The 20,516-nt window shown below is 49.3% G+C and carries 16 protein-coding genes, 1 rRNA gene and 1 pseudogene; 5 read left to right on the top strand and 13 right to left on the bottom strand.

Annotated features, from left to right (window positions below; genetic code table 11):
* From XI25_RS07060 to gyrA, 3 genes are all read right to left on the bottom strand, one after another.
* Positions 1-199: ribosomal RNA gene (locus XI25_RS07060) — 16S ribosomal RNA — on the bottom strand; the annotation flags it as partial.
* A gap of 345 nt (positions 200-544) precedes the next feature.
* Positions 545-1,657, bottom strand: a complete 1,113-nt coding sequence (locus tag XI25_RS07065) for an HD-GYP domain-containing protein (RefSeq protein WP_046677983.1) — start codon at positions 1,655-1,657, stop codon at positions 545-547.
* Between the two features lie 311 nt (positions 1,658-1,968).
* Complete coding sequence (gene gyrA / locus XI25_RS07070; protein WP_046677984.1) at positions 1,969-4,449, bottom strand: DNA gyrase subunit A; 2,481 nt, start codon at positions 4,447-4,449, stop codon at positions 1,969-1,971.
* Between the two features lie 396 nt (positions 4,450-4,845).
* Here gyrA and XI25_RS07075 point away from each other — a divergent pair, with 396 nt between their 5' ends.
* On the top strand, positions 4,846-5,643 hold the full coding sequence (locus tag XI25_RS07075) for a YheC/YheD family protein (protein WP_046677985.1): 798 nt from the start codon (positions 4,846-4,848) through the stop codon (positions 5,641-5,643).
* 119 nt (positions 5,644-5,762) lie between these two features.
* On the opposite strand, the gene gyrB is transcribed toward XI25_RS07075, so the two are convergent.
* The 10 genes from gyrB to gnd form a co-directional block, all read right to left on the bottom strand.
* Positions 5,763-7,673, bottom strand: a complete 1,911-nt coding sequence (gene gyrB, locus XI25_RS07080) for a DNA topoisomerase (ATP-hydrolyzing) subunit B (protein ID WP_046677986.1) — start codon at positions 7,671-7,673, stop codon at positions 5,763-5,765.
* Between the two features lie 27 nt (positions 7,674-7,700).
* Complete coding sequence (remB, locus tag XI25_RS07085) at positions 7,701-7,952, bottom strand: extracellular matrix regulator RemB (RefSeq protein WP_046678045.1); 252 nt, start codon at positions 7,950-7,952, stop codon at positions 7,701-7,703.
* A 13-nt stretch (positions 7,953-7,965) separates the two neighbouring features.
* Positions 7,966-9,078, bottom strand: coding sequence for a DNA replication/repair protein RecF (recF, locus tag XI25_RS07090; RefSeq protein WP_046677987.1), 1,113 nt, complete (start codon positions 9,076-9,078; stop codon positions 7,966-7,968).
* Between the two features lie 57 nt (positions 9,079-9,135).
* The gene (yaaA, locus tag XI25_RS07095) at positions 9,136-9,351 is read right to left on the bottom strand and encodes a S4 domain-containing protein YaaA (protein ID WP_046678046.1); all 216 of its coding nucleotides are present in this window, start codon (positions 9,349-9,351) and stop codon (positions 9,136-9,138) included.
* 35 nt (positions 9,352-9,386) lie between these two features.
* Positions 9,387-10,526 carry a DNA polymerase III subunit beta gene (gene dnaN, locus XI25_RS07100; RefSeq protein ID WP_046677988.1) on the bottom strand — a complete coding sequence of 380 codons (1,140 nt, stop codon included), beginning with the start codon at positions 10,524-10,526 and terminating at the stop codon, positions 9,387-9,389.
* A gap of 203 nt (positions 10,527-10,729) precedes the next feature.
* Positions 10,730-12,076 (bottom strand): chromosomal replication initiator protein DnaA, encoded by a 1,347-nt coding sequence (gene dnaA / locus XI25_RS07105; protein WP_046677989.1) that lies wholly within the window; start codon positions 12,074-12,076, stop codon positions 10,730-10,732.
* Positions 12,077-12,643: 567 nt separating this feature from the next.
* The gene (gntK, locus tag XI25_RS07110; protein ID WP_046678047.1) at positions 12,644-14,173 is read right to left on the bottom strand and encodes a gluconokinase; all 1,530 of its coding nucleotides are present in this window, start codon (positions 14,171-14,173) and stop codon (positions 12,644-12,646) included.
* 84 nt (positions 14,174-14,257) lie between these two features.
* The gene (locus XI25_RS07115; protein WP_046677990.1) at positions 14,258-15,619 is read right to left on the bottom strand and encodes a GntT/GntP/DsdX family permease; all 1,362 of its coding nucleotides are present in this window, start codon (positions 15,617-15,619) and stop codon (positions 14,258-14,260) included.
* A gap of 228 nt (positions 15,620-15,847) precedes the next feature.
* Positions 15,848-16,525 (bottom strand): GntR family transcriptional regulator, encoded by a 678-nt coding sequence (locus XI25_RS07120; protein ID WP_046677991.1) that lies wholly within the window; start codon positions 16,523-16,525, stop codon positions 15,848-15,850.
* Positions 16,526-16,665: 140 nt separating this feature from the next.
* Positions 16,666-17,565: a phosphogluconate dehydrogenase (NAD(+)-dependent, decarboxylating) gene (gene gnd, locus XI25_RS07125; RefSeq protein WP_046677992.1), complete on the bottom strand. Its 900-nt coding sequence runs from the start codon at positions 17,563-17,565 to the stop codon at positions 16,666-16,668.
* 408 nt (positions 17,566-17,973) lie between these two features.
* Between gnd and rpmH the strand changes: the two genes are divergently transcribed.
* The 4 genes and pseudogenes from rpmH to jag all read left to right on the top strand — a co-directional run bounded on the left by rpmH (position 17,974) and on the right by jag (position 20,393).
* On the top strand, positions 17,974-18,108 hold the full coding sequence (gene rpmH, locus XI25_RS07130) for a 50S ribosomal protein L34 (protein WP_046677993.1): 135 nt from the start codon (positions 17,974-17,976) through the stop codon (positions 18,106-18,108).
* 218 nt (positions 18,109-18,326) lie between these two features.
* A pseudogene (gene rnpA, locus XI25_RS07135) lies at positions 18,327-18,676 on the top strand (ribonuclease P protein component).
* 74 nt (positions 18,677-18,750) lie between these two features.
* A complete protein-coding gene (locus XI25_RS07140) occupies positions 18,751-19,617 on the top strand; it encodes a YidC/Oxa1 family membrane protein insertase (protein WP_046677994.1) in 867 nt (288 codons plus the stop codon).
* Positions 19,614-20,393 (top strand): RNA-binding cell elongation regulator Jag/EloR, encoded by a 780-nt coding sequence (gene jag, locus XI25_RS07145; protein WP_046677995.1) that lies wholly within the window; start codon positions 19,614-19,616, stop codon positions 20,391-20,393. Before XI25_RS07140 ends, jag begins: the two co-directional genes overlap by 4 nt.
* Positions 20,394-20,516: the final 123 nt, after the last annotated feature.

Consider the following 20,516-nt stretch of genomic DNA (forward strand, 5'->3'; position numbering starts at 1 on the left):
GGCGAAATAAATTATCCGGTATTAGCTACCGTTTCCGGTAGTTATCCCAGTCAGTCTTGGAGGGCAGGTTGCCTACGTGTTACTCACCCGTCCGCCGCTAAGCATCTGAGGTGCAAGCACCTCATCAGCTCCGCTCGACTTGCATGTATTAGGCACGCCGCCAGCGTTCGTCCTGAGCCAGGATCAAACTCTCCAATAAGGATCGGAAGGAGGGCTCATACCCGAAGGTGATGAGGTGTTCCATCCGAAGTTTGACTTGCTCATTTAGAAAAACTGACGAGAATTAAAAATTCTCATTTATGATCTTGCTTAACGCAAGATCGGTTTAACTCACTCGTTGTTCAGTTTTCAAAGATCAACTTCTTCATCGTCGCCAGCGAAACTCGTTCGCATCAGCAACTTTTTATAATATATCACATTCTCTCGAAGTTAGCAAGCATTTTTTTAAATAAGTTTTAAATAAATGCTGTGATATAAATATCCGCCTCGTGAAGCGGCAAAAAATAATATACCACAGCATTGCCAATCAGGTCAATATATTATTCTAGGAAATTACTTCCTCGATAAATAGCTGGCGCTGCAACTTCAAATTTATAATTTGACCATTCACAGAAACCATAGGGCGTGTGGGATGCGAACTATCCGTGAAGACAATTTCGCCAACTTCATTATTGCTAAGCCTTACTTTTATGCCGTTGTGAAGGGCCGTTACCTTATTGATAAACGTCTGTACAATCACCGGGTCCAGCTTCCCGAATGCTTCGAGTTGGATCTGTTCCATGACCGCATAAGGCGATTGGGCACTGCCGTAATATTTGTCCAAAGTCATCGCATGAAAAATATCGGTTACCGCAACGATCTTGGCGTAGATGTGTATTTTGGTTCCGTCCAGTTTTAAAGGATAACCGGAGCCGTCCACTTTTTCATGATGTTGAAGGGCTGCAAGCCGGACTCCCTCATTAATGGCAGCCACATTTTTAAGAATCTGATAACCATACGTCGTGTGACGTCGCATTTCTTCGCTTTCTTCCGGAGTCAGCTTGGACGGTTTATTTAACAGTATTGGATCAATCTTAGCGTTCCCAATATCATGAAGAAGTCCGGCAAAGGCCACCTGAAGCCAGTCCTTCTGGGGGAGTCCGATCCACTTGGCCAGCTTGAAGGAAGATAGGGCGCACAGTACGGCATTATGGTATCTGTAATCATGCCGGCTTGTCATGCGCGGCACAAACTTTAGGATGTGGTAATCCTTTTGATGTTCAAGCAAACTTTCCATCTGCCTGCGCACTTCATACATTCGCAGTTCTCCAGTGATTGCTGACTGGTAGCAGCTTTTGACCAGGGTGAGCATTTTATCGTATTCCTCATGCAGCGGCTGGTCTTTCCTTGTCACCGTCTCTTCTGAACCGTCGTTCAAGGAAGCATCTGAAAAAATAATGGACGGCTTCTGCCCCGTTGTTTTAATAGTCGGGATCTTGGTTAGGTCTCCTTCCGCTCCTTCAATATCCACCTGCTGTACCAAAAAAGCTTTAAGCACATCCAAATCCCTTGGAAGAAGCACCTTTCCTTTCTGAAGCAAAAGGCCGCCAAGAGGGGTATGTACATCTTGGGTCAATTTGACACCGGCTTTTAAATCACTAACGGATCTGATCGTCATGATCAACCTCTCCATCTATTCTGTCAGCTGGGATTAGCCTAGCGGCAGCCAATAATTTACTTATTTAATGATTATTATAGTACTGATTCCTTAGGCTATACAAGACTAAATGCCTGAAAACAAACATTTAATCTTTCGTTTTTGCTTTATTATGCATAGTTCTTTGTTATCATTTCCATGCATGTTTTTCCTCAAGACGTTTATAACCAATCCCTAAAACAACTTCCATGCTTTCCTATAACTAAAAAGAAAGCATGGATACTGACGCATCCATGCTCCGTCCTCACACGATTTCGGGCGACGACGGCGAATTACTCTTCGCCGCCACCCTCGCCTTCTTCGTCGTTTTCTTCAGCGTTCTCCGGTTCCTCGCTCTTATCGGCTCGGCATACGGTTGCAACCGCATCATCCTCGCGGATGTTAATCAGCTTCACCCCTTGTGCATAGCGTCCCATCGTAGAGATGCCCTCCATGCTGGTACGGATGATTGTGCCGCTGGCCGTTATGATCATCAAATCCTCCTCGGATTTAACGACCTTCAAGCTTACAACCGGCCCATTCTTTTCTGTTACATTGATCGTTTTAATCCCTTTACCGCCACGGGTTTGGGAACGGTAGTCGGCTGCAGGGGTCCGTTTGCCATAACCCTTGGATGTCACAATCAGGACATCAAGCTCAGGATCGACAACATCCATCCCGATAACGGTATCCTCTTCATCCAGCGTAATGCCTTTAACTCCGGTAGCACTCCGACCCATGGAACGCACGTCGCTTTCCGAGAAACGAATGGACATTCCGTCAGCCGTACCCATGATAATCTCTCGCTGCCCGTCCGTCAGCTTTACGTCGATCAGAGAATCGTCTTCCCGCAGATTAATGGCGATCAAGCCACCTTTGCGGATATTTACGTAATCCTCCAACGGAGTCTTCTTCACGATGCCTTGACGGGTCGCGAAGAACAGATAATTATCGCCCTCGAACTCCTCTACCGGAATGACCGCATTGACCGTTTCTCCCTGCTCGATCTGAATCAGGTTGATAATCGGGGTGCCGCGCGCGGTCCGGCTAAGCTCTGGAATTTCATAAGCTTTTAAGCGGTAGGCTTTACCTTTATCCGTGAAGAACATGAGGTAATGGTGGGAATTGGTCACGAAGAGATGCTCGACAAAGTCTTCGCTCTTCGTATCCATCCCCACTACGCCGCGTCCGCCCCGCTTCTGGCTGCGGTACGTATTGGCAGGCAGGCGCTTGACATAACCGGTATGGGTAATGGTGATAATAACTTCCTCGCGGGGAATCAAATCCTCGTCCAGGATGCTGTCTTCGCCCACGGTAATTTCCGTGCGGCGCTCATCGTTAAAGCGCTCCTTGATCTCCTGAAGCTCATCACTGATAATTTGCAGGACAAGCTGCTCATTGGCAAGAATTTCACGAAGCTCCGCGATCTTTTTCAAAAGCTCCTGGTATTCGTTCTCGATCTTCTCGCGTTCCAGGCCTGTCAAACGCTGCAGGCGCATATCAAGGATGGCTTGGGCCTGCTCATGGCTAAGGCCGAAACGTTCCATCAAACCGTCACGAGCCGCTTCTGTCGTCTGGGAAGCACGGATCAGGGCAATAACCTCATCCAGATGATCAAGCGCGACACGCAGGCCTTCGAGGATATGGGCACGAGCCTCCGCCTTTTTAAGCTCAAACTCCGTCCGTCGGCGAATAACCGTTACCTGATGATCCAAATAGTGATGCAGGACATCGCGCAAATTCAGGATCTTTGGCTCGTTATTGACGATGGCCAGCATATTGATACCAAAGTTCGACTGCATGGCCGTATGCTTGTACAAGTTATTCAGCACAACATTAGGATTCACGTCACGCCGAAGCTCAATGACAATCCGCATACCGTTACGGTCGGATTCATCGCGAAGGTCGGTAATGCCGTCGATCCGTTTATCGCGGACAAGCTCGGCAATTTTCTCAACCAGTCTCGCTTTGTTCACTTGATACGGGATTTCATGAACGACGATTCTTGCTTTATTGTTGTTCTCCTCAATCGTTGCCTTAGCCCGCATGGTTACTGAGCCGCGTCCCGTTTGATATGCCTGGCGTATTCCCGCCCGTCCGATAATATAACCAGCCGTCGGGAAATCAGGTCCCTGAATATAATCCATTAGCTCCAATGACGTTATTTCCGGATTCCGGATTAACGCTTGGACGCCGTCGATCACTTCGCCGAGATTGTGAGGCGGAATGTTGGTCGCCATACCTACCGCAATCCCGGAAACCCCGTTTACGAGCAGGTTCGGATAACGGGCCGGAAGGACAACCGGTTCCTGCTCCTCACCGTCATAGTTGGGAGCAAAATCTATGGTCTCTTTATTGATGTCACGAAGCATTTCCATCGCAAGTTTCGATAAACGGGCTTCTGTATACCGCATGGCCGCCGCCATATCGCCGTCGATGGAACCGAAGTTGCCGTGTCCGTCGACAAGCATATATCTCATGGAGAAGTCCTGCGCCATCCGTACCATGGACTCGTAAACAGCCGAATCACCGTGAGGATGGTATTTACCGATGACTTCGCCGACGATCCTTGCCGATTTCTTATACGGTTTATCCGGGGCCATTCCGAGCTCGGACATCGCAAACAAAATACGACGGTGAACCGGCTTCAATCCGTCCCGCACATCCGGCAGAGCCCGGCTGACAATGATACTCATCGCATAATCCATAAAGGATTCGCGCATCTCGGTACCAATGTCCCGATCTTTGATTTGGGAGAAATTTTCTTCCGCCATGCTGGACCTCCTTCTTTTTCCTATCAACCATGCTTCGATCTATGTGAAAAAAGCAGAATAGTAACAACGATGCAAATCCGATAATCTCAATTATATTCCTTTCACAAAAAGAGCACAATTAAACGTCGTCGAAAGACGCGCTATTAAAATGTACTTTTTGCCCGGAATTAGGGATACGCCCTGCCTTCCGCGCTCATTTTCACATACAATGCAGAGCAAAGGATTCTCGGAAATCATGATAAAGAATTTCAAATCTTCGCATCTATATATTATACCATTGTTTACGTTCCTTGTCCTATGTTTTCGGGGCACGGCGGCTTCTAACCATGATTTCAAAATTTTGGCGATCCGCTTTTTCACATTCAAACAAAATGGAACCGGAAAGGATGGAACTGGTTGACTGTACAACGCGTTTCAAGCAAATGGACGAAAACAAAGATCATTCTGAAAAACAAAGGCCTTGCCTCCTACGTGCCGGCTACGAGCCTCTATTCGTTTGATGAGCTTGAACATATGCTCGAGGCGCATACGCTCGTCTACATCAAACCGGACCGGGGTACTTACGGCAATGGCGTGATGTGTGCCGAACAGATCCATGACAAGGACGCTGACGGCAACGTCGAAAAAACCTATGTTCTCCGCTATGAAACAAAAACCGAGGATTTCACGGAGCTGGAACAGCTCCATAAAACCATAAGGAATCTTTGCCAAGGCAAAGAGTATCTGATTCAGCAGGGCATCCGAATGCTCCAGCACAACGACTGCCCCTTCGATCTGCGTGTGTTAACTCAAAGATCTCCCGCCGGCCAATGGGAGAGCACCGGTATCATCGGGCGAGTCGCCGCCAAACAAAAAATCATTACCAATCATCACAGCGGAGGAACAGTAATGCATTACAAACCGCTGATGAGTGGGCATATGACCAGCACGGAGGCGGAAAATATCCGGCAGGAATTGAAAGATCTCGGTGTCAACGTAGCAGCCCAATTGCAAAAGTATTATCCCAAGCTGAAAGAAATAGGATTAGATGTGGCCATTGACGACAGATGGAATATTTGGATCCTGGAAGTCAACACAAAGCCCGCGCTTTTTCCGTTCAAAAAATTTTTCAAGGATCCTAGCATTTACCGTAAAGTCAAAAAGTATGCCCATGCTTACGGCCGTTACCTGTCCGACAGAAATAAAGCGAACTAGCGGTTAGCGGATGCCCCTTCTTCAACAAAAAAAGCGTGCAGGTCATTTGCACGCTTTTTTTAAAATCAATCGAACAAGAAAGCCCTAGCTTCCCGATCGCTTGAAATCTTCGCCAAAAGTTACACATCCAGATTCCGTACGGTCTTGGCATGCTCTTGGATAAAGTCACGCCGCGGCTCCACGTTGTCGCCCATCAACGTATCGAAAATGCTGTCCGCAAGAATCGCATCCTCGATGGTCACCTGCAGCATCGTACGGCTTTCCGGATCCATGGTGGTTTCCCAGAGCTGCTCGGCGTTCATCTCGCCCAGGCCTTTATAGCGCTGAACGTTGATTTTTGCATTCTCGCCGAATTCTTTAATAATTTCATCGCGTTCTTTTTCGGAACCGGCGTACCGGACTACCTTGTTGCGCTCGATTTTGAAAAGCGGCGGCTGTGCGATGTAAATATATCCCGCTTCGACAATCTTGCGCATATACCGGTAGAAGAACGTAAGCAGCAGCGTCCGGATATGGGCACCGTCAACGTCGGCATCGGTCATGATGATAACCTTGTGATACCGTGCCTTGCCGAGGTCGAAATCCTCGCCAATCCCCGTACCGAGCGCGGTGATGATCGCCCGGATTTCCGCGTTGGACAGGATGCGGTCGAGCCGAGCCTTTTCCACGTTCAGGATTTTACCGCGCAGCGGCAAAATGGCTTGGAAATGGCGGTCGCGGCCTTGCTTCGCTGAACCGCCGGCAGAGTCGCCTTCGACGATGTACAGCTCGCTGATCGAAGCATCCTTGGAGGAGCAGTCTGCCAGCTTGCCCGGCAGTGCGCTGACCTCAAGCGCGCTCTTGCGGCGGGTCATTTCCCGCGCCTTGCGAGCGGCCTCGCGGGCACGCGAAGCCTGGAGCGCTTTTTCCAAAATGCGCCGGGAAACGGAAGGATTCTCTTGCAGGAACTCCTGCAGCTTCTCGGCAAACAGGGATTCCACGATTCCCCGGGCTTCGCTGTTGCCCAGCTTGGTCTTCGTTTGGCCCTCGAACTGCGGCTCCGGAATTTTGACCGAAATGATGGCAGTCAAGCCTTCGCGGACGTCATCGCCCGTCAGATTGGAGCTGTTGTCCTTGATCATCCCGGTCTTGCGGGCATAGTCATTAATAATGCGGGTCAGCGCGCTCTTGAAGCCGGACTCGTGCGTCCCGCCCTCGTGGGTGTTGATGTTGTTGGCAAAGGAATAGATGTTCTCCGTATAGCTGTCGTTATACTGGAGCGAAACTTCTACCTGGATATTTTCTCGGGAGCCTTCCACGTAAATCGGCTGCTCGTGGAGCACTTCTTTCTTTTCGTTCAAATACTTGACGTATTCAATGATGCCGCCTTCGTATTTGAAATAGTTGGTGGCTCCCGTGCGCTCATCCGTCAGCGTAAGCGCGATTCCTTTATTCAGGAAGGCGAGCTCCCGGATCCGGGTAAGCAGCGTATTGTAGTCATATTCCGTCGTTTCCGTGAAAATCTCCGGATCCGGCAGAAAGGTCACCGTCGTTCCATGCTCATCGGTATCACCGATCACTTTAATATCGTACTGGGGTACGCCCCGATGGTATTCCTGCTGGTAGATATGGCCGTCCCGTTTTACCTGAACGACAACTTTGGTAGACAAGGCGTTAACGACAGACACACCCACACCGTGAAGGCCGCCGGACACCTTGTATCCGCCGCCGCCAAACTTACCGCCTGCATGGAGGACGGTCATAACCACTTCCAGCGTCGATTTTTTCAGCTTCGCGTTTTCACCGACCGGGATCCCCCGGCCGTTGTCAACAACGGTGATGCTGTTATCCTTATGGACAATGACTTCGATATGGTCGCATATTCCCGCCATCGCTTCGTCAATACTATTGTCCACCACTTCCCATACCAAATGATGCAAGCCTTTGGCACTGGTGGATCCGATGTACATCCCGGGACGTTTCCGGACCGCTTCCAATCCTTCCAGTACCTGAATCTGGTTCTCATCATAAGCTGGTTGATTCATAGACATGCCTTCACCTACTTCTACAGATTCTGTTTATGCGTAAGCAACAAATATGTTGGCCCGTTTTTTGAGAGTAGCGGAAGAAATCGGAGAATAATAAACGATCCCTTTGGTCACAACGATCGATTTGGGATCCTCTTCGCCAATATATTCAACCACCTTATGCTGCTGAGCATGCGTGATGAACTGCTTGGAGATTTTTGAGGATTTCTCAATGGAAACATCAAAGATCCCAACCAGTTCCGATGAACGGATAATCTTTTCGCCACCCAAATGAATATATATGGAAATCCACTCCTTAAGAGTCCACCTGCCCGCTATGGACATGAAAAATGCTGGCACCCTTCAATTTATCGGTATTTAAGCTTTCAATGCCGGTGGCCGTGATGAAAGTCTGCACCTTGCTCTGAAATGTTTCAATCAGCTGCGTCTGGCGATAGGGGTCGAGTTCCGAAAGCACGTCGTCGAGGAGCAAGACGGGATATTCTCCGATCTCCTCCTGGATCAGCTCGATTTCAGCCAGTTTGAGAGACAGCGCCGTGGTCCGCTGCTGGCCTTGAGATCCGTAAGTTTGGACTTCCTTGCCGTTAATATAAAAAGCGAGATCGTCACGATGAGGACCTGCCAGAGTCATGCCACGCCGTATTTCCTGCTCTTTTATTTGTGATAATTTTATCATAAATGACTCAAATAAGACAGCTTCATCTTCTTCCTCCCCGTCTGCAAACGACGGAAGATACTCCAAACGAAGGTCTTCAATCCCGTTCGTAATCCCCTGATGAATCGTTTCAGCCCATTTTTGCAGTTTTTTTATAAATTGTTTCCTCTTCTTGACGATTTTAACACCATGCTCGACCAGCTGTACATTCCACACATCCAGCATCGCCTGCTGCGATGCCTCTTTTCCCCATAGCGTTTTCAGAAGATTGTTCCGCTGCAGAAGCACCTTCTGATATTGCTGGAGGTGAAACAGATAGCTCGGCGTTACCTGACCGATTTCCATGTCAAGAAACCGGCGGCGAACCCCCGGCGTTCCTTTGACGATTTCCAGATCCTCGGGCGCAAACATGACGACATTGAGCGATCCAACAAAGTCACTGAGCTTGCGCTGCTCGAGCCCGTTGATTTTGGCCTTCTTCCCCTGCGGCGAAAGCGACAGCTCCAGCTTCAGGGTTCCGTATTTTTTCTCCACCTCTGCGGATATATGCGCGCCGGCTGCTTCGAAAGCAATGAGTTCCTTGTCTTTGGACGTGCGGTGGCTTTTCGTCAGCGCAAGAACGAACAGGGCCTCCACCAAATTGGTTTTGCCCTGCGCGTTTTGTCCGATGATGAGATTCACGTCCCCGAAGGAGTCAAGCTGCAGCGTTTCGTAGTTGCGGTAGTGATGCAGACTGATGTTATTTACGAACAATGCTAATCCTCTCCCTCGTCTTCCGCTTATTTAAGCCAAGCGGCTGCGGGAGGCCTCTTACTCTGCGGCCACCTGAAAGGTTCCAGAGCCCTCCACCTGGATGGTATCGCCCGGGTACAATTTGCGACCGCGCCGTTCTTCCTTTTCGCCGTTGACCTGTACCGCACCTTCCTGCAGCAGCGCCTTTGCCATGCCGCCTGTGGATACGCAATCCGCCAGCTTCAAAAAGGTATCCAGCTTAATGTATTCACTGTGGATAAATATTTGTTTCATCGCCGATCCTTTCATCCCCTTGCCTGGGGATAACTTTAGTTGGTCGTCCGGTAAGGCAAAATGATGTACATGCTGCGGCTGTCATCCAGCGGCTTCAGGATGATCGGGCTCATGACGCCGGTAAAAGCAATCATCAGCTGTTCGCTTTCAATGACCTTGAGCACGTCGAGCATGTATTTGGAGTTAAACGAGATGCGCAGCGATTCCCCCTTGAAATCGATAAGCTCGAGTTCCTCGCGCACTTTACCGAGCTCGGATGAGCTGGAGGAAATTTCAATGCCCCCGCTTTCCATCGTTTGCATCCGCACAATATTTGTTTTTTCCTCTTTGGACAGCAAATAAGCACGGTCGATCGATTCGCTTAATTTTTTTGTGTCCAAAATCAGTTCTGTTTTATGCGAGGTCGGAATAATTCTAGAAGTATCGGGATAAATGCCGTCCAAAATCCGGGAATAGAACAATACCCGGTCTATTTTGAACAGGACCTGATTGTCGGCCACAACGATATCTACAAGCGTATTTTGATCCGGAATGATCTTGCTGAGTTCGTTTAGCGTTTTGCCGGCAATAACGATATTACTGAATTTAACATCCGTCCCTTCCAAGGCGGCGGAGCGGGTGGCCAAACGATGGCGGTCCGTTGCCGTAAACTTCAATTCGTTGTCCGCCAAATTCCAGAGCACGCCTGTCAAAATCGGTGTGGTCTCATGGGTTGAAATGGAGAATACCGTTTGCTTGATCATGTTTTTGAGCAGGTCTCCGGGAACGGAGATCGTTTGGCTGTCATCAATGCTCGGGAGCACCGGGAACTCTTCCGGATCCAGTCCGACCATTTGAATTTCGGTGGCGCCGGCGGAAATAAAGGTATGAAAGTTTTCTTTAACCTCCATCTGTATTTCCTGGGAAGGCAGCTTTTTGATGATTTCCACAAAAAACTTGGCGGGAAGCACAACGCTTCCGGGCTGATCCACCTGAACGATCGTTTGCTTCTCATCTTCCGCCGGAATAAAGGATTGAATCGAAATATCGGTATCGCTGGCGGTTAATGTTACCCCCTGATGATTTACGTCCAGCTTGATGCCGCTCAAAATCGGAATCGTCGTACGGCTGGAGATCGCTTTGGAGACATGCTGGATGGATTCGTTTAAAACGTTTTTTAATATGCTGATTTTCATCAATTTCACTCCTTGCGGATAAATGCGAGGGGTTTGAACATGCCGGCAATGCCGGATATTCTCCGCCTTCTTTATGGATAATTATTTATTAATTATTAATAGTATCAGTAGTAGGGACACTGAATATGTGGATAAGCCATGGAAAGGGCATAAAATTAAGCCTATCCACATGTGTATAGATTGTGCATAGGCTTTGAACTTGTTCAGGTTGGATTTTTGATTTTCTCCGTGAGATTGTTGATGACTTTATAGAGTTCCTGGTCGTTTTTCAGCGACTGGGTAATTTTCTCGTGGGCATGAATGACCGTTGTATGGTCGCGGCCGCCAAATGCCTCGCCGATTTTGGGCAGGGAGTAGTCCGTTAGCTCGCGGGACAAATACATGGCGATCTGCCTTGGGAACGCGACGGCTTTCGTTCTTTTTCGAGCTTTAAAATCCTCGAGGCGGAGATTATAGTACTCTCCGACTTTTTGTTGGATGTCCTGGATCGTGATCATTCGCGGCCGGCTGGACGGAATAATGTCCTTGAGCGCCTCGGCGGCAAGATGGGTGGTCACGTCCTGGTTCGTCAAAGAGGAATAGGCAACGACGCGAATAAGCGCGCCTTCCAGCTCGCGGATGTTCGTATCGATTTGATTGGCGATGTACATCATCGCTTCATTCGGGATGTCGAGGTTCTCGGCTTTCGCTTTTTTGCGCAAAATGGCGATTCTCGTCTCCAGGTCCGGCGGTTGAATATCGGTGATCAGGCCCCACTCGAACCGGGAACGAAGCCGTTCTTCCAGCGTCGGAATTTCCTTGGGCGGACGGTCGCTGGAGATAATGATCTGCTTCCGTTCCTCATGCAGCGCATTGAATGTATGGAAAAATTCCTCCTGCGTCGATTCCTTGCCGGCCAAAAACTGAATATCGTCAATGAGCAGAATATCCACGTTCCGGTACTTGTTGCGGAAGCTTTCCGCACGGTTGTCGCGGATGGAGTTAATGAATTCGTTGGTGAACTTCTCGGAAGAGATGTAAACCACTTTGCTGCTCGGATTGTGCTCCAGAATATAGTGTCCGATCGCATGCATCAGGTGTGTTTTGCCAAGTCCTACGCCTCCATAGAGAAACAAGGGGTTATAGGCTTTAGCGGGGGCTTCGGCCACGGCCAATGAGGCAGCATGGGCAAACCGGTTGCCCGAGCCGATGACAAAGGTGTCGAACGTGTACTTCGGGTTAAGCATATGAGACTGAATTTCGTCACTCGACACATGAAGAGGCGGTGCCGGCTGCTGCGGCGCGGGTTCTGCCGATTTTGTCTCCTCGATGACAAAACGGACGTCAACCTGCTTTCCCAGCACTTCGTACACCGTCGAGCTGACCAGCTTGGTATATCTGCTTTCCAGCCACTCCACGGCAAACGTGGTCGGCGCGGAAATGACAACGGAGTGATCGTTCAGCGTCAATGCTTTGGTGGCTTTAAACCAAGTGTCAAAGCTAGGTTTGCTCAGCTTGGTTTGTATGATCGATAATATTTGCTGCCATAATTCGGAAGTATGGCTTTCCAAAACTGTCACTCCTTTAAATCTTCCAAATGTGGCTACAGCCATGAGTGGAAATGTCGAAAGAAAATGAATGATGTAGATTTATCCCCAAAGCTAGACTCTTGTAAAAACAAAAAAATATGGATAAATTGAAATTGTTCACAACTTTATCCACAGCCTGTTGATAATATAGAGGGTTCATTCACATATTCACATCCAAAAGTAATATCATCATAGCAAAAGAAGGCCTTATTTTCAATGCGTGAGCGTATTTTATCCACAAATTCAAGACGTTGTGCATAATTTTTATTCACACCACTATATATTGTTTATAAGCTGTTTGGGTTTCGACATCCTTATCAGCAACGCGAAAAAAATTATGCACAGGTTGTCCGCTATGGGAAACGGCTGCTCTTCCTCTTGCGATCTTGTGGATTTGAAACGGAGGAAAGCGAGGCTGTGGGTAACCGTTTGGAAGCATGAACCGGGTCTAATCAAGTCAGGGGTTAGACTAATTCCATGACGCCTAAAATTCCAAAAAAAGGACCGCTCCTTCCGGAGCGGTCCTTTGACTTTAAAAGAAAGAAACGGTTATTCCGTCTCCATTTTACGCTGGAACTCGGCGATGGCCTTGTAGTCCTCCTCGAGTTTGCGGGAGATTCGGATGTAAATCGGCAGCAGTTGTTTGTATATGGCCGCGTTCTCCCCGACCGGACGATGGTCATGCGTATGCCCGACCATGTCTTTGACGATATCGAGGGATTTCGCCCTCCCGGTAGCATAAAGGCCGAGAACAACCGCCCCGAGGCAGGAACTCTCATAGCTTTCCGGCACAATGACCTGTTGGTCAAAAATATCAGCCATCATCTGGCGCCAGATCGGAGAGCGGGCAAAACCGCCCGTCGCGTGAATTTTGGACGGCCGCCCGATTTGTTCTTCCATGGCCAGGAGAACGGTGTACATATTAAAGAGGACGCCCTCCAGCACGGAACGGATCATATGCTCCTTTTGGTGGTTCAGCGTGAGGCCAAAGAAGGAGCCGCGAGCGTTCGGATCCCAGAGCGGAGCCCGTTCGCCGGTCAAGTAAGGGTGGAAGAGCAGGCCGCCCGATCCCGGACGGACCCGATCCGCTATTTTGGTCAAGACATCATACGGATTGATGCCGAGCCGTTTTGCGGTTTCTACCTCCGATGCCGCAAGCTGGTCGCGGACCCAGCGGAAAATCATGCCGCCGTTGTTGACCGGTCCGCCGATGACCCATTTGTCCTCCGTTAGGGCGTAACAGAAGATGCGCCCCTTCGGATCGGTCATCGGTTTATCCACAACCGTGCGGATTGCACCGCTTGTGCCGATCGTTGCCGCGACGACGCCCGGTTTAATGGCATTGACCCCCAGGTTGGAAAGTACCCCGTCGCTGGCTCCCAGCACAAACGGAGTGGAGGGGGACAGGCCCATCGCCTCAGCATAGCCTGGATGCAAACCGGTCATGATGTGGGTGGTCGGCACAAGCTTAGACAAGCGGTCTTCGGTAATGCCGGCAACGACAAGCGCTTCTTTGTCCCAGGCGAGCGTATTCAGGTTCATAAGCCCGGTGCTTGATGCGATGGAATGATCCACGATATATTTCCCAAACAATTTAAAATATACATATTCTTTGATCGAAATGAATTTGGCTGCTTGATAGAACAAGGATTCCTGCTCATGGCGGAGCCACATCAGCTTCGTAAGCGGAGACATCGGATGAATCGGCGTTCCGGTTCTGAGATAAAGCTCATGCCCTCCCATATCTTTCTTGAGCCTGGCAGACCATTCGGCGCTGCGATTGTCGGCCCAGGTGATGCAGCGCGTCAGCGGGGTACCGTCCTTATCTACCGCAATAACACTATGCATGGCTGAACTGAAGGAAACAAACAGCACCTGACCGGGATGAATCCCGCTCTCGGACATGACCCCTTGAACCGAGGAAAGCACGGTTTGAAAAATTTGCTCCGGATCCTGTTCCGCCACGGATGGGGAAGGGGTATGGAGCGGGTATTCACCGCCCGCTTTCGCTGCGATTTCTCCGTTTTCCTTGAACAGCACGGCTTTTGTGCTGGTTGTTCCGATATCCACACCGATCATGTAGTTCAGCGTATCCAAAAGACATACCCTCTTTCACAATAAGGTCTTCCTATCCAAATAAAAATCTTATCTGTTTTATTCCCATTATATAATTACGTTCAATGTAAGAGCCAATACCAGCCCGATCACCGACAGAATCGTTTCCATAACCGTCCAGGATTTCAGCGTTTGCGGAACGGTCATGTTGAAAAACTCCTTGACCATCCAAAAGCCGGCGTCGTTTACGTGCGAAAGGACAATCGACCCGGCACCTGTTGCCAGAACGACCAGTTCCACGTTTGCTCCAGGCGTCATAGCCAATACCGGAGCGACTATGCCGGCGGCCGTCGTCATCGCTACGGTAGCGGAACCTGTTGCAATACGGATCAATGCCGCCACGAGCCAGGCAAAAAGAATGACGTTTAGGTTTGCGCCGGTGGCAATTTCGGCGATGGCCGTACCGACACCGCTGTTGATCAGCACTTGCTTGAAAGCACCGCCGGCACCGATAATCAGAACGATGGTGGCTATGGGAGCAAGACATTCGCTCGTAAAGCGTGAGATTTCGTGCTTGTTGAATCCCCGTGCAAATCCGAGGGAGAAGAAGGAGAAAACGGCTGCAATCAACAGCGCGATCACTTCATGACCGATAAATTCACAGAAAAGGGTAAAGCTGCTCGTTGCTTCCGGGTCGATAATATCGGCAATGGAGCCGATAAGCATCAGAATAACCGGAAGAAGGATCGTAAACAAGGTAATCCCGAAGCCCGGAAGCTTACGGTCCGCTTTATTGGAGAACTGCTCGGCAAGTTCTGCAGGCGGTTCGGTTTGAATGCGTTTACCGATGAATTTGCCAAAGACGGGACCGGCGATAATCGCTGCCGGAATGCCTATAATGAAGGAATACAAGATCGTGCGGCCAAGGTCGGCCTGATAAGCATCGATCGCAATCATGGGCGCGGGATGCGGCGGAACCAGTCCGTGCACGGTAGACAGACCGGCCAAAATCGGTATGCCGATTTGCAGCAGCGGCATTTTGGTTTTACGTGCTACCGTGAAAACGATCGGAATCAACAAAATCACGCCGACTTCGAAGAAAACGGGAATGCCGACGATGAAACCGACAATCATCATGGCCCAGTGTACCCGTTTTTCCCCGAAGCGGTCCACAAGGGTGTTGGCGATTTGCTCCGCGCCGCCCGATTCGGCCATCATTTTACCGAGCATGGTGCCAAGAGCGATAACGATCGCGATCGTTCCAAGCGTCCCGCCAAGGCCGCCGGTGATGGATGTGATGACATCCGCAGGCTTCATGCCGGTGAGAAGGCCGAGCAGAAGGGCGGAAATAAGCAGGGTCACAAACGGATTCCATTTATATTTTGAAATCAGCACGATGAGGAAAACGATCGTTAGCAAAGTCCAGAACATTAACGTTGCATTATGGCTTAAACCGAAAAGTGAACTCATGTTGTACTTCCTCCTAATATATTACCCAAATTTCCAGGGTGCATTTTATTGAAGGGTTATCAGCGAAGCGGACCCACCCATTCTTGAATCGCAAGAAAAAAGAACTTCCTGCTCTGTCTGCTTCGATGAATGCACCTCCGTTTAGTTAGATTCTAGGTAGTATGCCCAAGTTCATCATGTATACTTGTCGACAAGTTAAAGCGGCAGAGGGCGACTTGGAAGTGTCCCTCATCCCTTGGGGAAGCTATGATGCAGCGTCGTGCGGGAGTCTTCAAAATAATGATCTACCGCAGCCTGGATCCGTGCCGGTTCCAAGGATCCCATCTCTTGCAGAAGTTTAATATGCTTATCGAGCACGTATTTGATTTTGTTGTCTCCGCCGCTGAATACCTGTTCTGTCGTGATAAGCATGACGGTGATCACAATCGGGCGGATGCTCTTCCACAAATGGAGAATGCGCTTATGTCTGGCTTCCATGATGATTCTTTCGTGGAAGGCTAAATCCTGAAAGGAAAATTCAACAGGATCGTGATGTTTTGCCGCAAGCTCCATCCGGTCGATGATCTGCTGCAAATTCCGGAGCAAATCGGGATGCGGCTCGGCAAACACATGGCTTTGCACAAAGCTTTCAATCAGATATCGGACGTCATAAAGCTCCTCCACGTCTTTTAAAGACAATCCGAGAACGACGGCACCCATCCGCTCCAGTCGGATCAACCCTTCATTAGACAGCGTTTTCATGGCTTCCCTGACGGGAGAGCGGCTTGTCCCGAAATCGCTTGCAATCCGGTTTTCGGACAGGATCTCACCCGGTTTGATGGTACCGTTTATAATTTGCAGACGCAGCTCGCTGGAAATGCTCTCCCCGAGGGAGACTCCCTGAAGCCAAGATGTCGGATATTGCATATCAATAATCTCCATTCCGAGTTTATTCTCTAAATCTTCATGACACTGATTGTACCATACCCGGAGCTGCCCGTTCCATGACCGAAAGGGCAGAAGATCATATTGAACCTCAGGGAAGAGAGGGTAAAACGAGAAGACGGTTACTCCGACTTTTCAACGGCATGTCCGCCGAATTCATTGCGCAGTGCCGCAACCACTTTACCGTGAAAAGTATCGTTTTCGAGGGAGCGGTAGCGCATGAACAGGGACATGGCGATGACGGGGGCACTTGCCTGAAGGTCGAGCGCCGTTTCGACGGTCCATTTGCCTTCGCCGGACGATTTCATCACGCCTTTGATGCCGTCCAGTTTCGGATCCTTTGAAAAAGCGTTCTGGGTGAGCTCCATGAGCCAGCTGCGGATAACCGAGCCATTGGACCAGACGCGGGCCACATCTTCGTAATTGTAATCGAACTCGCTTTTTTCCAAAATTTCAAACCCTTCGGCAATGGCCTGCATCATCCCGTATTCGATGCCGTTATGAACCATCTTCAAAAAGTGGCCGCTGCCATGGTTTCCGGCATACAGATAACCGTTTTCGACGGCCATATCCTTAAACAAAGGCTCAATAACCGGAAAAATCTCGCGATTGCCGCCGATCATGAAGCAGCCTCCGTTATGGGCGCCCTCCATGCCGCCGGACGTGCCGGCATCAAAGAAATGAATGCCATGCTCCGCCAGTTCCATGGCATGGGAGATGGATTCCTTGTAATGTGAATTGCCGCCGTCGATCAGAATATCGCCGGGCGCAAGCAGCGGGGCGATGGAATGGATGACGGATTGCGTGATGGAGCCGGCCGGAACCATTAACCACACGATTCTAGGGGCTGGCAACTTGGCGATAAGCTCTTCCATGGACGCAGCCGGCACTGCGCCGTGATCCGCCGACTTTTGAACAAGCTCGTTGTTTACATCATAAGCAACGACCTCATGATGATGCCCGACTAGGTTCAACGTGAGATTAAACCCCATTTTTCCTAAGCCGATCAAGCCGATTCTCATATATTATGCAGCTCCTTCCTTTAAATGTATACTTGTATACAACTTTAATTTCTTAATCATATTACTCCTTTAATGGTTATCTGTAAACTATTTTTGTAAGCGTCATCAGACGTTAGGGGATATTTACAATATATTACCCATTCCCTAGGAAAAATAATTTATCCCCATGTGGATAAATGGAACAGATGAATTAAAATGAGGGAGGGCTGTGGAAAACTTTTCAGGAATGAAAGTGGAAGTTTCTGTTTGACTTATGGGCCTGATTGTGATTAAATATATAAAGGCATTTTCTGTGATATGATGATGTATTGGTTATGGTTGCAACATTGCTTTCGTATTTAAACGGGTGATCCCGTAACTACTTGTTATAAGGTAGGTTCAGATTCCTGTAAGGGGGTGCAAGAGATCATGAAACAGACTTTCAAACCGAATGTGAGCAAACGCAAAAAGGTCCATGGATTCCGTAAAAGAATGAGCACGAAGAACGGACGTAAAGTACTGGCAGCCCGCCGTCAAAAGGGCAGAAAAGTATTGAGCGCTTAATTTTTTGTGCCACGAAGACCACCGAGGTGGTCTTTTTTTCATAATATCTGTTTTTTGTTTCGAAGTTGGCGTTTTATGCGCTTTTCCTTGGCGGAGCACGGATCGATCCGGTGTCGTTTATCGCCGCTGCGGTATGGCTATATTGTTATAATAGGTAGAAATGCCGCGATCGCTGAGGGCGAAAGATCAACAAAACGATGACAGGCAGGGGGAAACTGGTGCATAAAAAACTGCGTTTACGGAACCGTGCGGACTTCAGCCGCGTATATCGTCATGGAAAGTCTTTTGCCAATCATCAGTTTGTGGTGTATTGGTCCCGTAAAAAGAGGTAGAGCAATTTCGCGTTGGCGTGTCGGTCAGCAAAAAGGTGGGCAATGCGGTTGTCCGCAACCGGATGAGAAGACTGGTTAAAGAGATCGTCCGCCATCATCAGCATGAAATTGTCGAACATATGGACCTTATTTTTATTGTCAGAAAAGGCGCGCTCGACAAATCGTATCAGGAGCTGGAGAAAAGCGTGCTGCATGTGCTGCGCAAATCATCTCTTTTGAAGGCAAAGAAGGGATGAGCTTGTGTTTATTTGTCCATATAAATATGTTATGATTTACCGTGGAATGGAATGGTTAAGAGAGGGGTTTTGAAGTGTCGCTAACGAAGACAAGACGAGGAAAATGGTTCCTCCTCACAGCTTTGCTGGTGCTGGCAATGGCTGTGTTATCGGGGTGTGCGCCGCAGGCCGACCAAATGCGTACCATCGATGACCTGAAAAACGGGGGCTTTTGGCAGAGCAATGTCGTATTGTATTTTACATTGGCTCTGGACACTTTTGCTAAATGGTTCAACGGTGAATACGGTCTGGCGGTCCTGGTTATGGTGTTGATCGTCCGGACTTTGATCCTGCCTCTGACCATGAAGCAGGTACGAAGCTCGAAAGCCATGCAGGCGATTCAACCGGAAATCGCGAAGATTCGCGAAAAATACAAAGAAGATCCTCAAAAAGTGCAGATGGAGACTATGAAGCTGTTCCAGGAGCACAAGGTTAACCCGATGGCGGGTTGTTTGCCGCTCTTGGTCCAAATGCCGATCTTTATCGCGCTTTATCAATCCATTTATTTTAACGGTCCGCTGCGCGAGCATGAATTTTTGTGGCTGCAGCTCGGTGAGCCGGACAAGCTGTTTATTCTGCCGGTCCTGGCAGCGTTCACGACTTATTTCCAGACAAGAATGATGTTAAAAATGAACCCGTCGCCTCAACAGGGGATGATGCAGTTCATGATGTTCGTTTATCCGGTTCTGATCTTCGTCATGTCGTTCCAGTTCCCGGCCGCGCTTCCGCTGTACTGGTTCTTCAGCAACTTGTACACGATCGTGCAAAACTACTTCTTGTATCGCAACAATGACAAAAATGCGGTTGTGGCTAACGTAAAATCAGCCGGCGCTGACAACGGTCAGAGCAAAGGTCCCAAAAATGGGAAAAAAGGCAAAAAAGGAGCCAAGAAGTCGAGATGAGTAAAATCGTCGCTACAGGAAAAACCGTTGAGGATGCTGTCAATCAAGGGCTAACCCGATTGGGTGTAAGTCGGGACCATGTATCGGTTCAAATTTTGAGTCAGCCGTCAAAAGGATTCCTGGGGCTGTTCGGCGTGAAGGAGGCGAAGGTCGAACTTACGCTTCTGCCCGGCGGTGCCATCGGCGACAGACTTGATCAAGACAATTCCTCCGCCCAACAGGCTACGCCTTCAATAGAAACAAAAACGGCGGTATCCGAGCCGGTTGCGGCCGTGAATAACCAGCCCGACGAAAGTTCGGCTCCCGCCCGGGCACAGGACGGGCCCGATCCTTATCAGGAAGCGGTCCGTTTTCTGGAAGAGACCGGCCGTGCCATGGGGCTTGACGTCACGGTTGAGGTGGAGCATGGAAAGGAATTTTCGACGCTTCACCTTTCGGGTGCAGGCTTAGGGCTGATGATCGGCCGGAGGGGGCAGACGCTGGACGCGCTGCAGTACTTGGCCAACATCGTGGCTAACCGCTATTCCGAAAGTTATCTTCGGATCGTGCTGGATGCGGAGAATTTCCGCGAACGCCGGAAGAAAACGCTGGAGGACCTGGCCGACAGGCTGGCTGCCCGGGCAGTAAAGACTCGCAAGGAGATTGTGCTCGAACCGATGCCTGCTTCGGAACGCAAGGTGATTCATTCCAGATTGCAAAACCATGCTCAAGTAAAGACGTACAGCAAAGGCGACGATCCGAACCGCCGTATCGTAATTACGATGAAGCAGCAGTAAAGTTTATATGGACGAAAATGACTCCTGGGCAGTAAAAGGGGTCATTGTTTTTTTAAAAGATAAGAAAAGTATGAGTATTTAATATAGAGGAACTAAGAGCGGGCAGAACTTAATCAACATTAA

This window comes from Paenibacillus sp. DMB20 (genome assembly GCF_000987955.1).
Taxonomy (GTDB): domain Bacteria; phylum Bacillota; class Bacilli; order Paenibacillales; family Paenibacillaceae; genus Paenibacillus_AQ.

Excerpts from the sequence above, each read along its gene's own strand:
- jag (WP_046677995.1), top strand. The coding sequence starts at position 19,614 with ATGAGTAAAATCGTCGCTACAGGAAAAACCGTTGAGGATGCTGTCAAT.
- XI25_RS07115 (WP_046677990.1), bottom strand. The coding sequence starts at position 15,619 with ATGAGTTCACTTTTCGGTTTAAGCCATAATGCAACGTTAATGTTCTGG.
- dnaN (WP_046677988.1), bottom strand. The coding sequence starts at position 10,526 with ATGAAAATCAGCATATTAAAAAACGTTTTAAACGAATCCATCCAGCAT.
- gntK (WP_046678047.1), bottom strand. The coding sequence starts at position 14,173 with ATGATCGGTGTGGATATCGGAACAACCAGCACAAAAGCCGTGCTGTTC.
- XI25_RS07120 (WP_046677991.1), bottom strand. The coding sequence starts at position 16,525 with ATGCAATATCCGACATCTTGGCTTCAGGGAGTCTCCCTCGGGGAGAGC.
- gyrB (WP_046677986.1), bottom strand. The coding sequence starts at position 7,673 with ATGTCTATGAATCAACCAGCTTATGATGAGAACCAGATTCAGGTACTG.
- gyrA (WP_046677984.1), bottom strand. The coding sequence starts at position 4,449 with ATGGCGGAAGAAAATTTCTCCCAAATCAAAGATCGGGACATTGGTACC.
- yaaA (WP_046678046.1), bottom strand. The coding sequence starts at position 9,351 with ATGAAACAAATATTTATCCACAGTGAATACATTAAGCTGGATACCTTT.
- XI25_RS07065 (WP_046677983.1), bottom strand. The coding sequence starts at position 1,657 with ATGACGATCAGATCCGTTAGTGATTTAAAAGCCGGTGTCAAATTGACC.
- rpmH (WP_046677993.1), top strand. The coding sequence starts at position 17,974 with ATGAAACAGACTTTCAAACCGAATGTGAGCAAACGCAAAAAGGTCCAT.
- gnd (WP_046677992.1), bottom strand. The coding sequence starts at position 17,565 with ATGAGAATCGGCTTGATCGGCTTAGGAAAAATGGGGTTTAATCTCACG.